Below are 14,060 nucleotides of genomic sequence, written 5' to 3' on the forward strand. Positions count from 1 at the left end.
GTTTCCCGCGTGTCAACCGACGAGCTCGCACCCAGGGTCGCCGTGATCGGGGGCGGTCAGCTCGCCCGGATGATGGCCGAGCCGGCCGCCGCGATGGGGCTCCCGCTGCGGCTCCTCGCCGAGGCCGAGGGCGTCTCGGCCGCCCAGGTCATCGTCGACCACGAGGTCGGCGACTACACCGACCTCGCCGCCCTGCGCCGGATCACCGACGGCTGCACCGCCGTCACCTTCGACCACGAGCACGTCCCGACCGAGCACCTGCGCGCGCTGGAGGCCGACGGCCTCGCGGTGCACCCGGGGCCCGCCGCGCTGGTCAACGCCCAGGACAAGGGCGTGATGCGCGAGTCGCTCGCCGCCCTCGGCGTGCCGTGCCCGCAGAACGCGATCGTCGCGGACGTCGCCGAGGTGGAGAAGTTCGGGCTGCCGTGCGTGCTCAAGACCACCCGCGGCGGGTACGACGGCAAGGGCGTCTGGTTCGTGAAGACCGCCGAGGACTGCGCGGACGCGTTCGCGACCGCCGAGCGGACCGGCGTACGGATCCTTGCCGAGGAGCTGGTCGACTTCCGCCGCGAGCTGTCCGCGCTGGTCGCGCGCTCGCCGTCCGGCCAGGTGGCCGCGTGGCCGGTGGTGGCCTCCGAGCAGCGCGACGGCATCTGCCGCGAGGTGATCGCCCCGGCGCCGGACCTCGATCCCGAGCTCGCGGTGCAGGCGCAGCAGATCGCGATGCGGGTGGCCGGCGAGCTCGGCGTGACCGGCGTGCTCGCGGTCGAGCTCTTCGAGACCAACGACGGCCGGGTGCTCGTCAACGAGCTCGCGATGCGGCCGCACAACACCGGGCACTGGACCCAGGACGGGTCGGTGACCTCGCAGTTCGAGAACCACCTCCGCGCGGTCCTCGACCTCCCGCTCGGGGCGCCGGACGCCCGCGAGAACTGGACCGTGATGGTCAACATCCTCGGTGGCGAGCAGCAGACCGGCCGGCTGTACGACGGCTACCCGCACGCGCTCGCCCGGGACCCGCGCCTGCGGGTGCACCTGTACGGCAAGGGCCTGCGCCCGGGCCGCAAGGTCGGCCACGTCAACGCCTACGGCGACGACCTGGCCGACTGCCTGGAACGGGCCCGGCACGCGGCAGCGTGGTTCGCGGGCGAACTCGGTGAGGAGAGCGAATGACGGAGCAGTCCAGGAACGTGCGCGTCGGCATCGTGATGGGGTCGGACTCCGACTGGCCGGTGATGAAGGCCGCCGCCGAGGCGCTGGCCGAGTTCGACGTCGCCTTCGAGGCCGACGTCGTCTCCGCGCACCGGATGCCCGAGGAGATGATCGGCTACGGCAAGGAGGCCGCCGGTCGCGGTCTCGAGGTGATCATCGCCGGCGCCGGGGGAGCGGCGCACCTGCCCGGGATGCTCGCGTCGGTGACGCCGCTGCCGGTGATCGGCGTGCCGGTGCCGCTGAAGTACCTCGACGGGATGGACTCGCTGCTCTCGATCGTGCAGATGCCGGCCGGGGTCCCGGTCGCGGCGGTCGCGGTCGGCAACGCCCGCAACGCAGGCCTGCTCGCGGTCCGCATCCTCGCGGCCGGGGACCAGGACCTGCAGCAGAAGATGGTCGAGTTCCAGGAGTCGTTGCGCGACGCGGCCCACGAGAAGGGCAAGGTCGTCCGGGAGCAGTCCGCGGGTCCGCGGAAGCTCGGCTTCTAGGGCGGCGAGAGGTCCTGGGTCCCTTCGTGGTCGCGGAGGAACGCATAGCCGTGCGGTGATCGCCAGAGGTAGACGCCCGGCTCGATCGCCGAGTACGTCCAGCGGCCGTGGGTCTTCAGGTTGTGGTGGTGCTGGCACAGCGGACCGAGGTTGTCGGTGTGCGTCCGGCCGCCGGCGGCGTACGGCCGGGTGTGGTCCTTCTGGCAGGTGCGCGCCCGGCGGGCGCAGTACGGGAACACGCACGAGCCGTCGCGTAGGTCGACGTGCTCCTTGATCCGGTCCGGGACCTCGTACGAGCCGGTCCCGAGGGGGCGGTGCAGGTCGATCACCGGCTTCACCGTGACGGCCACGTCGGGGTTCCCGCACCAGCGGGCGACCTGCGCCTGGGTGAGCAGGTGCGGCCCGCCGCCGTTCTCGACGAGTGCGGTCGCGTCGGTGGTGTCGGCAGGGAGGTGGACGTAGAGGGTGACCGGACGCCCGGCGGTCGCGGCCTCGCCGCGGGCCAGCCGTCCCAGCGCCATCGCGCGGCGCGCGTCGAGCGACGCCTCGCACCCGGCGAGCCGGAGCGCCTCGGCCTCGCGGTCCAGGGCCTCGTCGAGGTCGAGCGCGTCGGCCAGGTCCAGGGCGCCGTACACCGCGCTGGTCCCGATGAAGGAGACCTGGCGGTGGTCGACGACCACCCGCTGGAAGGTGTCGGCGTCGGCGAGTTCCTGCGCGCGTTCCGGCAGCACCCGGGCGATCGTCTCGTCGATCATCTGCTGGGTCGCTCGCGCGCTGAGCTTGCCCGCGAGCGGCGCGATCCTGGCGTCCAGGTCCGCGGCGGCGTCCGGCGGCAGGACGACGGTCTCGGCGGCGATCCGGCGTCCCTTCCAGGCGGGCAGCCTGCCTGACTGGATCGCCTCGTAGACCTGGGGGAGCCGGTGCGCGAGCTCGAGGGCGTCCGCGAGGTAGCCGCGGCCCCCGGTCGTCGTCGTCCCGATGACGGCGGCGAACTCACCCACGCACCCGTGGGCGATCAGCGGCGCCCCGTCGCCGGCCAGCGTGATCGGGGTGTCGCCCCAGGTCGCGGCCGCGTCCGGGTCGTCGACCTCGTGCAGCCGCGCCCACTCCACAGCGGCGGCCAGCTTCCTTGCCTCGGCCGCGTGCACGTCGACCTGCGCGGCCCGGGCCGCGGCGAGCACCGCGGCAGCCTCCAGACTCCGCACCGGCTTGCGCGGCCGGGGTGGGTTCTGGAGGGAGAAGGTCATGGCAGAACGCTACGGACGACCACCGACAGTCTTGAGCGCGAACGGGACGCGTTCCTATTCCTGACCAAATAAGCCATCGAACCGCTCAGCAGCGCGGGCGCCCGAACGACCCAGCAACGCCACGACCTGTCGCGGTCCGGGTTCGGTGGTCCGGTCCAGGTACACAGTTGAGGCAACCTCCGTTTCGGTTGCTGTCCTGTTCTATACCGCCCGCCTGCGGAACGAGGGCAGCGCTTGTCGGCCGCGCGGGCACGGGTGGACCGTGAGGGTCAGGGCCCCACCTGTCGCGTCTTCTGTGGCAGGTCTGGCTTCTCAACCTTCAACTGCAGCCGAGGATCCTCATGCTCACCCGCCTACTCGCGGCAACGGCGCTGGCTGTCAGCGCGCTCGCCCTGCCCGCGCTCACGATGGCTCCCGCCGCCCAAGCCGCCACCACCTTGCAGACCCCGTGCGACACGCGGTTCCTGGCGGTCCGGCACGAGGCGTCCGCGGACGCCTACGACTTCAATCGTGACGGCCTGGAGTGCCGCTCGGTCACCAACACCGAGGAGGCGGGTGACAACTTCCAGCTCTCCACGGCCCAGGCTCAGGGCTACTTCACCCGGCGCTTCTACTCCTTCGGCCCCGACCCCACCCGCCCGACCTCGATCACCTTCATCAACACCGAGGACCGGACCTTCGGCGGCTTCATGCGCGGGCAGGAGGACGACCCGGACTTCAACAACTGCCGGGAGCTGTGCTTCGAGGATTTCACCTACGACGCGAACGACAACTTCTACTTCGACTCCGGCTCGGGCTCCACCCGCGTGTCCCTGGCCTACTTCGAGCAGCACGCGCTGCACGCGAATTACTTCTACTTCATGGTCGCGCTGGACCCGAACGCGTCGAATGTCTTCTCCTTCCGCGGCAGCGGCACTGCTCCGCCGCCTCCCGGCCCGACGAACCAGCCTCCCGGCCAGCCGTCGCTCCGCCTGGGCACGAAGACCACCTCCAGCATCCAGTCGATCTGGTCCGCGCCGTCCGCCGAGGAGGGCGGCACCCCGACCTCGTACACCTGGGCGTGGCGCTCCTCCTCCGGGGACACCTGGTCCAAGAACTACCCGGCCAACGACACCCGGATCACCTCTCCATTCATGCTCACCGGCCTGGCCCCGAACACCTCCTACAYGGTCACCCTGACCGCGATCAACGCCGCGGGTCAGTCCACCTCGGCCCAGCAGAGCGGCGCCACGCTGCCTACCTCCGGCAACGCGCCGCCGCCCCCGCCGCCCCCGCCGCCTTCTCCGCCCGGCCCGCCGGCCCCGCCACCCCCGCCGCTGCCCACGGTGAGCCAGGTGCCGTCCAGGCCGCGTGTCGTCAGCGCACGCCGGGCTGGCACGCACAAGGCGCGGATCCGCTGGGCCAGCCCACTGCGCGGGCCGGTGGACCTGTACCAGGTCAGGCGCAAGGGTCGCCTCTACACGGTGGCTGACGCCCGGCGGCGCTCGTTGGTCGTCCGCGGACTGGTCAACGGCAAGCGGTACACGTTCGCGGTCCGGGCGCACAACATCCGCGGCTGGTCGGCGTGGTCGGCCAACGCCAACGTGCGTCCACACAGCTAGGCCCGTCCGGGACGCAGCCCGGGCGGCCTCGACAACGAGTTCTGTCTGGCCTGAAGGGCCGGGCGTCTACCGCTTGCCCCACTCGATGAGCGGGCAGGTGTCCATCACCATCGGGACGCCGGCGGCGAGGGTGCGCTCGAAGGCGGTCTCGTCGATGACGCCGAGCTGGAACCAGACGCCGCGGGCGCCGATCGCGACCGCATCGTCGGCGTACGGCCCGGCGCTCTCGGAGCGGCGGAAGACGTCGACGACGTCGACCGGGAACGGGACGTCGGCCAGGGAGGCGTAGCCCTGCTCGCCGAGGACGGTGGGGGCCGAGGGGTGGATCGGGACGATCCGCTTGCCGGCCTGCTGGAGCGCGCTCGCGATCCGGTACGCCGTCCGCCCGGGGTCCCCGGAGAGGCCCACGATCGCCCAGGTCTCCAGCTCGTCGAGCATCAGGTCGACGTACTTCTGCTCCTGCCAGTTCTCGCTCACGCAGGGTGAACACCCGTGCCCGGACAGGTGTTCCGCGCCCGAGACCAAGGTCACCTCCCAGCACGGTTAGTGACCGTTCACCCGAGCCTAGAATCGAGGACATGTCTGACTTCCCGATGTACGGCCTGTCCGAGGAGCACCGCGAGATCCGCAAGGTGGTGCGCGAGATCGCCGAGGCGAAGATCGCTCCGTTCGCGGCGGCCGTCGACGAGGAGGCGCGCTACCCGGCCGAGGCGGCGCAGGCGCTCCTGGAGACCGACTTCCACGCTCCGCACGTGCCCGAGCAGTACGGCGGCGCCGGCGCCGACGCGCTGGCCACCGTGCTGGTCATCGAGGAGATCGCCCGGGTCTGCGTGTCGTCGTCCCTGATCCCCGCGGTGAACAAGCTCGGCTCGCTGCCGGTGCAGATCTCGGGCTCGGAGGAGCTGAAGGCGAAGTATCTGACCAAGCTGGCGAAGGGCGAGGGCGGCTTCTCCTACGCGCTGTCCGAGCCGGACGCCGGGTCGGACGCGGGCGGCATGACCACCCGGGCGGTCCGCGAGGGTGACGAGTACGTCCTCAACGGCGTGAAGCGCTGGATCACCAACGCCGGTGAGTCGGAGTACTACACGGTGATGGCGGTGACGAACCCCGAGTCCCGCACCCGCGGCATCTCCGCGTTCGTGGTCGAGAAGTCCGACGCGGGCGTCTCCTTCGGTGCGCCGGAGAAGAAGCTCGGCATCAAGGGCTCCCCGACCAAGGAGGTCTACCTCGACAACGTCCGGATCCCGGCCGACCGGATCATCGGCGCCGAGGGCACCGGCTTCGAGACCGCGATGCGGACCCTGGACCACACCCGGGTCACCATCGCCGCGCAGGCCGTCGGCGTCGCCCAGGGCGCGCTCGACTACGCGCTGGAGTACGCGATGGAGCGGCAGCAGTTCGGCAAGCCGATCGCGGACTTCCAGGGCCTGCAGTTCCTGCTCGCCGACATGGGCATGAAGGTCGAGGCCGCCCGCCAGATGACGTACGCCGCCGCCGGCCGCTCCGAGCGCGGCGACACCGACCTGACCTTCTTCGGCGCCGCGGCCAAGTGCTTCGCCTCCGACGTGGCGATGGAGGTCACCACGAACGCCGTCCAGGTCCTCGGCGGCTACGGCTACACCCGCGACTACCCGGTCGAGCGGATGATGCGCGACGCGAAGATCACCCAGATCTACGAAGGCACCAACCAGGTCCAGCGGATCGTGATGGCCCGGCAGCTGCTCGCCGGGGTCCAGTCCGAGCTCTGAGCACCGGGCGCGCCCGCCCGCTCCCACCCCGCACCCAACCCCTCCGGGGGTGATGCCGTGCCACCCGCTGCGCCCTGAGACTGCGAGGGCCGACGAGTGCGAGGAGGAGCAGATGAGTGCGACCGAGGGATCCGGGGCCCACGCGGGCGAGCCGGCCACGATGACAGCCGAGCAGAAGGCCGCCTACGACCGGGAGGTCTACGAGTACTCGGGGAAGGCGGCCGTCGCCGACCTCACCACGACGTTCGCCGCGATCCTGCTGATCGTGATCGCGGGCCTGGAGATCCTGCAGGGGATCGCGGCCATCGCGAACGACTCGATCTACGTCAAGACCCCGGACTACGTCTTCGAGTTCGACGTCACCGTCTGGGGTTGGATCCACGTGGTCCTCGGCATCGTGGCGGTCTTCGTCGCCGTCGGGATCCTGCGGACGCAGTCCTGGGCGCTGATCGGCGGTGTGGTGATCGCCGTGCTCTCCACGTTCGCGAACTTCGCGTCCATCCCGCACTACCCGTGGTGGTCGCTGACGGTGATCGCGTTCAACGCTCTGCTGATCTGGGCGCTGTGCACCCGGCGCGCCCGGCCGTACTGACGGCACCGACCCGGACAGGGGAGCCGATGCAGCCGGAGCTCGTCCCCGCCACGACGGACCTCGACCTGGTCGAGTACTTCGTCGTCACGGTGGCGAGCCTGTCGGCGACCGCCGCCGTGGCGGACGCGCTGCAGGAGCTCACCACGGCCGGCCAGCTCCGCGTGCTCGACGTGGTCGGGGTGGCGACGGCGGCGGACGGCACCTACGCGCTCACCGAGCCGGAGGTGCTGGCCGGCTTCGCCGCGCTGCGGCCCGCGGCCCCGGACGCGCTGCTCAGCGAGGACGACATCGCGCTCGCCTGCAGCGCGATGCCGCCCGGGACGTCGGCGCTGATCGTGGTCGCGGAGGACCGGTGGGCCGGGTCGCTCGCCGAGGCCGCCCGGGCCGGGGGAGGCCGGCTCGCCGGGGGCGAGCGGATCCCGCGGCACCGGCTGGAGCAGGCCCGCCGCCGCAGTGCGGGCGCCGGCGGTGCGTCGTGAGGCCCCGGCACCAGAACCGGCGGCAGGCGGTCGACCTGCTGCGCCGCCGTCCGGTGCTCTCCGTGCCCGAGCAGGCCGGGGAGCAGGCCGGCCGGGCCCGGACCGACGTGGTCGCCGGCCGGATCGACGGGTTGCGGGAGCTGCTGCGGCTCGTCGACCGCGGGCTGCTCTCCGAGGCCGAGTTCGAGCGGCAGCAGCGGCGGCTGTTCCGGTCCTGAGGAAGGACAGCGACGGGTCAGCGGCGCAGCAGGCCGAGCCGGCGCGCCCGCTCGACGGCGTCCGCCCGGGAGTTGACCCCGAGCTTGCGGTAGATGAGCCGCAGGTGGAACTTGAGGGTGTTCTGCGAGACGAAGAGCTCGGTGGCGATCTCCCGGTGCGTGAGCCGGGTCGGGAGCAGCCGCAGCACCTCGCGCTCGCGGCTGGTCAGGTGCTCCACGGCGCCGTCCTCGGCACCCTCGTCCAGGCCCGGGACGAGCACCCGCCGCAGCCGCTGCATCCACCCGTCCGGGACCCGCCACGCGGCCAGCTCGATGGTCTCCACCAGGCCCGCGCCCCACCAGGCGACCGTCTGCAGCATGCCGTGCTCGGCGGCGGTCTCCACCGCGGCGGTGACCGCCTTGACCGCCCGCTCCCGCTCGCTCGCGGGCAGCACCCGGGCCGCGACCAGGTCAGCGACCACGCGGTGCCGCGGGCAGCGCGGCACGGCCGGTTCCAGCGCCGCCGCGGCGGCCGGGCGGTCGCCGCCCGCCAGGTGCACCCGAGCGGCCTCGACCGGTCCCCAGAACGGGTCCTGGACCCGCTGCGCCCACCGCGTCGCCGCGGTGAGGTCCTCCTGGGCCAGGGCGAGCGAGGTGCCGGTCCGGGCCAGCAGGCTGGCCGCCCCGGCCGCGCCGAACTCGCGCAGCCCGAGCTCCTCGCGGCAGATCGTCTCCGCCGCCCGCAGCGCGACCGCCGCCTCGTCCAGCAGGCCGTCGCCGACGGCCAGCTCGGTCAGCTGGATCCGGGCGACGAAACCCGCGAACGTCATCGGGTACGCCGTCCGCGCGACCAGCCCGTCCAGCTCGGCGCGGGCCTGCTCGCGGTCGCCGATCTCCACCGCGACCAGTGCGTCGGCCAGGCTCAGCTCGGTGCGCAGGGTCTGCATGCCGGCGGCCCGGGCGACCCGGCGCACCCCGGCGGCGGCCCGGAGGGCGTCCAGCGGCTGACCCGCGAGCGCGAGGCCGATCGCGCGCGGCCCCTCGAACGCGGTCCGCCGGTCGGGGTCGGCCGCCGCGCCGAGACGGGCCTCGAGGACCTCGGGGCCGTCGTCGTCCCAGCACTCCGTCAGGGCGAGCCCGTGCGCGACCAGGCTCCAGGCGTGGCCGGCGACCGGGTCGAGCCCGGGCCGGATTCCGGCGCCGGCCACCGTCTCCCGGGCTGCCCGCGCGGCGCCGGCCCAGTCCCCGTCCGCGAACCGCGCGGCCGCGCGGAGAACCGCGAGACGTTCCCGGGTGGCCTGGTCGGCGGCCGCTTCGTCGACCGCCGGAAGTGCCTCGACGAAGCCGGTGCGGTCGACGTGCAGCCGGCACCAGGCGACCCGGACCTGGGCGGCCGGGTCGGTGTGCGCGACCTCGGCGGGGAGCCGGTCCAGCACCCGGGTCACCAGCGCGCCACGGCCGGCGTGCGCGAGCGGTGCCGCCAGGTCCGCCAGGAGCAGCAGCGCGCGCTCGGGGTCCTCGGCGTCGAGCCAGTGCTCCAACGCGGTGGCGCCGTCGCCGACGGACTCGAACCACCGGGCCGCCCGGGCGTGCAGCGTGCGCAGGTCCTGCGCCGAGCGGCGCCGGGACTCGGCGGTGAGCAGGTCCCGGACCAGGCCGTGCACCTCGAACCACCCGCTGGTGTCCAAGCGGGTCACGAAGAGCCCGCGGGACTCGGCCTCCTCCAGCAGGTCCCCGGCGTCGGCCCGCCCGGTCAGCGTCTCCGCCAGGCCGTAGTTGACCCGGTCCACGACCGAGACCGCGAGCAGCAGGTCGATCAGGTCCGGTCGCTCCGCGCGGAGCACCTCGTGCCAGACGTAGTCGTCGACCAGCGCGTGCTCGTGACCGTGCGCGCGGATCGCCAGCGCGGCGAGCTGGAGGGCGGCCGCCCAGCCGTCCGCCCGGAGCGCGACCGGTCCGAGCTCGTCGGCGGCGACACCCGGGCAGAGGCCGGCCAGCAGCGCGACGCCCTCGTCGGTGGTGAACCGGAGCACGTCGAAGCCGACGTCGGCCAGGGTGCCGGTGGCCCGCAGCCGCTCCACCGGCAGCGGCGGGCGGCGGCGGCTCAGCAGCAGCAGGTGCAGCCAGTCCGGCTTGTGCTCGACGAAGGAGCGCAGGGTGGCCTCGGTCGCGGGCTCGCCCTCGACCCGGTGGACGTCGTCGAGGACCAGCACCGCCTCCTCGGCGTCGAGCACCGCGAGGTCGTCGGCGAGGACGCGCAGCGACGGCTCGAGGTCGTCGACGCCGTCCGGCAGGACTCCGGCCCGCTCGCCGATGCCGGGGGCCAGCCGGTCCAGCGCCACCACCAGAGCGGCCCAGAACTGGACGGGGTCACGGTCGGACTCGTCCAGGGAGAGCCAGGCGACCCGGTCGCGGCGTCGTACCCAGTCCGCGGCGAGCGCGGTCTTGCCGGCGCCCGCCGGCGCGACCACGGCGGTGACCGGGTAGGCGCTCAGGTCGTCGAGCAGGTCCAGCAGGCGCTCGCGCGCGACCACGTGGTGCGGCGTGCCGGGCGCGGTGAACTTGGACCGGAAGAACGGTGTGTCCACCCGCCGGCGCTGCGACGTCCCACTTGCGTCCTGTCTCGCTGGCACACGACCCCCTGGCGTTCCGGGGAACGGGTCGACCCCCGGTTCGCGCTCACGCTAACCGGGGGTCGCCGTGCTCCGGGACGCCCGAATCGGGGGATCCCGGGGGCGTCGTCAGCCTGCCAGGATCTTCGCCTTGGCCACCTCGAACTCTGCCTCGCTCAGGGCTCCGGCGTCGCGCAGGCCGATCAGCTTCTCGAGCTGCTCGAGCATGTCCGGGCCGTCGTCGGCCGCCGCGACCGGCGCCGGCGGCGGGGGCGGCGGGGCGGCGTACTGCTGCGCCTGCTGCTGCTGGTACTGCTGCGCCTCGTACTGCTGCTGGTCCTGCTGCGACCAGCGGTCGGCCTGGCGGCGCGAGACGCGGTTCGAGACCGCTGTCGCGGTGCCGGCGACGACCGCCGTACGTGCCATTCCTCGGATCAGACCCATGTCCTGTCTCCTTCTTCTGTCCGGGGCCTCAGGCCTCGGCGGCCTCGAGGGCGTCCAGCGCCTCGATGACGTCGGTGACCGGGATCCGGCCGTGGTCGATGAGCGTGGCGTCGGCCCGGCGCAGCGCCGAGATGAACGGGCCCGCCCAGGTGTTCTCGAAGACCAGCAGCCCGATCGCGTCGCCGGGGTTCACCAGGGCCGCGCCGGCCGCCAGGTCCTCGTGGTCGATGAGGCCCGACTCGATCCCGCTGAACAGCGCCAGGTCCAGCTCGCCGTCGCCGTCGATGTCGGTCAGCGCGACGACCGTGTACTCCCCGTTCTCGCCCACGGTCGCGACCCGGAGGTCGAGGATCCGGATGATCCCGGCGTCGACGAGCTTCACCAGCTCTGCGAACGCCTCGCCCCGCATGTTCGCCCCGGGGAACTCGACCACGATGTACTCGATCGGGCCGACGTCGGGCTCGGCGGTGCTGGTGCTGTCGGTCATGTGTCCTCCCACGTCGTGAGGGTGTCGCCCGGCACGGACGGCGCCGAGGTCCTGCGGCCCGAACTTCGCACGCGCACGGGTGGTTCCTGACCACCCGGGCCCGGGTGGGGTTCGGGTTCTGGCGCCCGGACCGCCACCCCGGCGGGGGTGAGGCGTGACCACCCGGCCGTTCGTGAGGATCGAGCTCGGCCGGGCTGCAGTGCACCCGCCGGGACAGGAGCGAAGTCGATGGCGACGACGGACGTGACCACCGCGGTGGACCCGGTGACCCACGAGGCCGACGAGGTGGCCCGCTCGCTGGGGGTGGATCCGCAGCGCGGGCTGTCCGCCGACGAGGCCCGCGCCCGGCTCGCCGCGCACGGGCCGAACCGCCTCGCCGAGACCGCCGTCGAGTCGCCGGTGCGGGCGTTCCTGCGGCAGTACGAGGACTTCATGCAGGTGATCCTGCTGGCGGCCGCGGTGGTCAACCAGATCGTCACCGGGGAGACCGGGACGACGGTGGTGCTGGCCGGGCTGACCGTCTTCAACGCCGTCATCGGGCTGCGCCAGGAGGCCAAGGCCGAGGAGAGCGTCAAGGCGCTGGCGCAGATGATGCGCACCGTCGCCCGGGTACGCCGCGACGGCCAGGCCCTCGAGGTCGATGCCGGTGACCTGGTCCCCGGGGACGTGGTGCTGGTCGAGGCCGGCAACCGGATCCCCGCCGACGGCCGGGTCCTGCTGGCCGCGACGCTGGAGATCGAGGAGGCCGCGCTGACCGGGGAGAGCCTGCCGGTGGCGAAGTCCGTCGCGCCCGTCCCCGGTGACGAGATCCCGCTCGGCGACCGGACCTGCATGGCGTACATGAACACCTCGGTCACCCGGGGCCGCGGCGAGCTGGTGGTGACCTCGACGGGGATGGCGACCGAGATCGGCCACATCGCCGACATGCTGGCCAGCACCGAGACCACCAGGACGCCGCTGCAGAAGCAGCTCGACGCGTTGTCGAGGATCATCGCCACCATCGCGGCCGTGGCCCTGGTCCTGGTGGTGCTGCTCGGCCTGGCTCGCGGGGAGTCGTTCGACACCCTGTTCGTCACCGGTGTCGCGCTCGCCGTGGCCGCCATCCCGACCGGCCTGCCCGCCGTGGTCACCGCGCTGCTCTCGATGGGGACCCGCGAGATCGCCAGCCGCAACGCGATCGTCAAACGGTTGCCCGCGGTCGAGACACTCGGCTCCACCTCGGCGATCTGCTCGGACAAGACCGGGACGCTGACGCTGAACAAGATGACCGCGCGGGAGCTGGTGGTGCCGGGCCAGAACCGGTTCACCGTCTCCGGCGAGGGGTACGGCACCGAGGGCCGGATCAGCCACGTCGGCGGCGAGCGGATGGACCTCGACCCCTACCTGCTGCCGATGGTGCTCTGCGCCGACGCCGTGCTCGACGGGGAGAACCTGATCGGCGACCCCACCGAAGGTGCCCTGATCGTCCTCGGCGCCAAGGGCGGCCTCGACGTCGACGGCACCCGGGCCGCGCACCCGCGGATCGCCGAGGTGCCGTTCGACTCCGACTACAAGTTCATGGCGACCTTCCACACGATGACCGCCGCCGACGGCCGGCCGGTGGCGCGCTGCTACGTCAAGGGCGCGCCGGACGTGCTGATCGCCCGGGCGACCACGTTCCGCGCCCCCGACGGCACGCTCGTCCCGATCACCGACGAGAACCGGCACCTCGCGCTCGAGGCGAACGACCGGATCGCCGACGCCGGGCAGCGGGTGATGGTGGTCGCCCAGCGCGACGTCGACCCGGCCGCCCTGGAGGCGACGGCCAACCCGTTCGAGCTGGTCACCGACCTGACCCTGCTGGCGATGGTCGGCATCGTCGACCCGCCCCGGCCCGAGGCGAAGGCCGCGATCGCCGAGTGCGTCGACGCCGGCATCCGCGTCCGGATGATCACCGGCGACCACGCGACCACCGCGGCGGCGATCGCGCACGAGCTCGGCATCCAGGGCCGGGCGATCACCGGTGCCCAGTTCAGCGCGATGAGCGACGAGCAGCTCCGCGCCGAGATCGACGACATCGGCGTGGTCGCCCGGGTAGCGCCGGAGGACAAGGTCCGGCTGGTCCGCGTCCTGCAGGAGACCGGCAACGTGGTCGCGATGACCGGTGACGGCGTCAACGACGCCCCGGCGCTGAAGTCCGCCGACATCGGCGTCGCGATGGGTATCACCGGCACCGAGGTCTCCCAGGAGGCCGCCGTGATGATCCTGACCGACGACAACTTCGCCACCATCGTCGGCGCCGTGTCCTACGGCCGGATCCTCTACGACAACCTGCTGAAGTACCTCCGCTTCCAGATGTCCACGCTGGTCGCCTACATCGCCGTCTTCCTCGGCGCCGGGATCATCGGCATCGCCGACGGCGAGCCGCTCAACCCGCTGCAGATCCTCTGGCTCAACATGGTCATCGACATCCCGCTGGCGATCGCGCTCGGCTTCGACAAGCCCACGCACAGCGTGATGACCCGGCCACCGCGCCCGGTCGGGGCGCCGGTGCTCTCGACGGCCGACTGGGTGCGGCTCTGCGTCCAGGGAGCGGTGATGACGATCGGGTCGCTGGCGGCGTACCAGATCGGCGACCACCAGGACGGCGCCCTGGTCGCGGGCACGATGCTGCTGACCACGCTCTCGGTCTTCCACCTCGTCGCCGCGCTGCTGTCCCGGGACCAGCACGGCACGGTGTTCGACCGGGACGCGCTCCCGGGGGCGGTCCAGCTGCGCCGGTACGGCGTCGCGGCACTGGCCCTGGTGGCGATCGTCGGGCTGGACTTCCTGAACCGGATCTTCGACACCACCGCGCTCACCTCCGGGCAGTGGTGCACGTGCATCGGCATCGCGCTCAGCCTGCTGGTGGTCGAGGAGCTGATCAAATGGGTACTACGGCGTCGTACCGCCGCCGTGGCGGTCTAGGGGAGGA

13 protein-coding genes are annotated in these 14,060 nt (G+C 72.8%); 8 read left to right on the forward strand and 5 right to left on the reverse strand.

The window, feature by feature from the left end; genetic code table 11:
* The first annotated feature begins 9 nt into the window (after positions 1-9).
* Complete coding sequence (locus AB4Y76_RS04900; protein WP_441922711.1) at positions 10-1,173, forward strand: 5-(carboxyamino)imidazole ribonucleotide synthase; 1,164 nt, start codon at positions 10-12, stop codon at positions 1,171-1,173.
* A complete protein-coding gene (gene purE, locus AB4Y76_RS04905) occupies positions 1,170-1,700 on the forward strand; it encodes a 5-(carboxyamino)imidazole ribonucleotide mutase (protein WP_441922713.1) in 531 nt (176 codons plus the stop codon). The genes AB4Y76_RS04900 and purE overlap by 4 nt, the downstream gene beginning before the upstream one ends.
* Here the strand turns inward: purE and AB4Y76_RS04910 are convergent.
* Complete coding sequence (locus tag AB4Y76_RS04910; protein WP_441922715.1) at positions 1,697-2,947, reverse strand: HNH endonuclease signature motif containing protein; 1,251 nt, start codon at positions 2,945-2,947, stop codon at positions 1,697-1,699. The genes purE and AB4Y76_RS04910 overlap by 4 nt on opposite strands.
* Before the next feature lie 341 nt (positions 2,948-3,288).
* Between AB4Y76_RS04910 and AB4Y76_RS04915 the strand changes: the two genes are divergently transcribed.
* Positions 3,289-4,548, forward strand: a complete 1,260-nt coding sequence (locus tag AB4Y76_RS04915; protein WP_441922717.1) for a fibronectin type III domain-containing protein — start codon at positions 3,289-3,291, stop codon at positions 4,546-4,548.
* 66 nt (positions 4,549-4,614) lie between these two features.
* On the opposite strand, the gene AB4Y76_RS04920 is transcribed toward AB4Y76_RS04915, so the two are convergent.
* Positions 4,615-5,025 carry a CoA-binding protein gene (locus tag AB4Y76_RS04920; RefSeq protein WP_441922719.1) on the reverse strand — a complete coding sequence of 137 codons (411 nt, stop codon included), beginning with the start codon at positions 5,023-5,025 and terminating at the stop codon, positions 4,615-4,617.
* A gap of 101 nt (positions 5,026-5,126) precedes the next feature.
* Between AB4Y76_RS04920 and AB4Y76_RS04925 the strand changes: the two genes are divergently transcribed.
* The 4 genes from AB4Y76_RS04925 (at position 5,127) to AB4Y76_RS04940 (ending at position 7,585) form a co-directional block, all read left to right on the forward strand.
* Complete coding sequence (locus AB4Y76_RS04925; protein WP_441922721.1) at positions 5,127-6,296, forward strand: acyl-CoA dehydrogenase family protein; 1,170 nt, start codon at positions 5,127-5,129, stop codon at positions 6,294-6,296.
* 112 nt (positions 6,297-6,408) lie between these two features.
* The gene (locus AB4Y76_RS04930; protein WP_441922723.1) at positions 6,409-6,888 is read left to right on the forward strand and encodes a DUF7144 family membrane protein; all 480 of its coding nucleotides are present in this window, start codon (positions 6,409-6,411) and stop codon (positions 6,886-6,888) included.
* 26 nt (positions 6,889-6,914) lie between these two features.
* Positions 6,915-7,367: a DUF6325 family protein gene (locus AB4Y76_RS04935; RefSeq protein WP_441922725.1), complete on the forward strand. Its 453-nt coding sequence runs from the start codon at positions 6,915-6,917 to the stop codon at positions 7,365-7,367.
* Positions 7,364-7,585, forward strand: coding sequence for a hypothetical protein (locus AB4Y76_RS04940; RefSeq protein ID WP_441922727.1), 222 nt, complete (start codon positions 7,364-7,366; stop codon positions 7,583-7,585). The genes AB4Y76_RS04935 and AB4Y76_RS04940 overlap by 4 nt, the downstream gene beginning before the upstream one ends.
* 17 nt (positions 7,586-7,602) lie before the next feature.
* Here AB4Y76_RS04940 and AB4Y76_RS04945 read toward each other — a convergent pair whose 3' ends face one another.
* The 3 genes from AB4Y76_RS04945 to AB4Y76_RS04955 all read right to left on the reverse strand — a co-directional run bounded on the left by AB4Y76_RS04945 (position 7,603) and on the right by AB4Y76_RS04955 (position 11,107).
* Positions 7,603-10,152 (reverse strand): LuxR C-terminal-related transcriptional regulator, encoded by a 2,550-nt coding sequence (locus tag AB4Y76_RS04945; protein ID WP_441922729.1) that lies wholly within the window; start codon positions 10,150-10,152, stop codon positions 7,603-7,605.
* A 153-nt stretch (positions 10,153-10,305) separates the two neighbouring features.
* Positions 10,306-10,620 carry an SHOCT domain-containing protein gene (locus AB4Y76_RS04950; protein WP_441922731.1) on the reverse strand — a complete coding sequence of 105 codons (315 nt, stop codon included), beginning with the start codon at positions 10,618-10,620 and terminating at the stop codon, positions 10,306-10,308.
* Between the two features lie 28 nt (positions 10,621-10,648).
* Complete coding sequence (locus AB4Y76_RS04955; RefSeq protein WP_441922732.1) at positions 10,649-11,107, reverse strand: DUF6325 family protein; 459 nt, start codon at positions 11,105-11,107, stop codon at positions 10,649-10,651.
* A 228-nt stretch (positions 11,108-11,335) separates the two neighbouring features.
* On the opposite strand from AB4Y76_RS04955, the gene AB4Y76_RS04960 reads away from it, so the two are divergent.
* Positions 11,336-14,053 (forward strand): cation-translocating P-type ATPase, encoded by a 2,718-nt coding sequence (locus AB4Y76_RS04960; protein WP_441922734.1) that lies wholly within the window; start codon positions 11,336-11,338, stop codon positions 14,051-14,053.
* The last annotated feature ends 7 nt before the right edge of the window (positions 14,054-14,060 follow it).

This window comes from Marmoricola sp. RAF53 (genome assembly GCF_052114005.1).
Lineage (GTDB): Bacteria > Actinomycetota > Actinomycetes > Propionibacteriales > Nocardioidaceae > Marmoricola.

What these genes read in the sequence shown, in the direction of transcription:
- AB4Y76_RS04955 (WP_441922732.1), bottom strand. Translation starts at nt 11,107, where the DNA reads ATGACCGACAGCACCAGCACCGCCGAGCCCGACGTCGGCCCGATCGAG.
- AB4Y76_RS04935 (WP_441922725.1), top strand. Translation starts at nt 6,915, where the DNA reads ATGCAGCCGGAGCTCGTCCCCGCCACGACGGACCTCGACCTGGTCGAG.
- AB4Y76_RS04950 (WP_441922731.1), bottom strand. Translation starts at nt 10,620, where the DNA reads ATGGGTCTGATCCGAGGAATGGCACGTACGGCGGTCGTCGCCGGCACC.
- AB4Y76_RS04925 (WP_441922721.1), top strand. Translation starts at nt 5,127, where the DNA reads ATGTCTGACTTCCCGATGTACGGCCTGTCCGAGGAGCACCGCGAGATC.
- purE (WP_441922713.1), top strand. Translation starts at nt 1,170, where the DNA reads ATGACGGAGCAGTCCAGGAACGTGCGCGTCGGCATCGTGATGGGGTCG.
- AB4Y76_RS04930 (WP_441922723.1), top strand. Translation starts at nt 6,409, where the DNA reads ATGAGTGCGACCGAGGGATCCGGGGCCCACGCGGGCGAGCCGGCCACG.
- AB4Y76_RS04910 (WP_441922715.1), bottom strand. Translation starts at nt 2,947, where the DNA reads ATGACCTTCTCCCTCCAGAACCCACCCCGGCCGCGCAAGCCGGTGCGG.
- AB4Y76_RS04960 (WP_441922734.1), top strand. Translation starts at nt 11,336, where the DNA reads ATGGCGACGACGGACGTGACCACCGCGGTGGACCCGGTGACCCACGAG.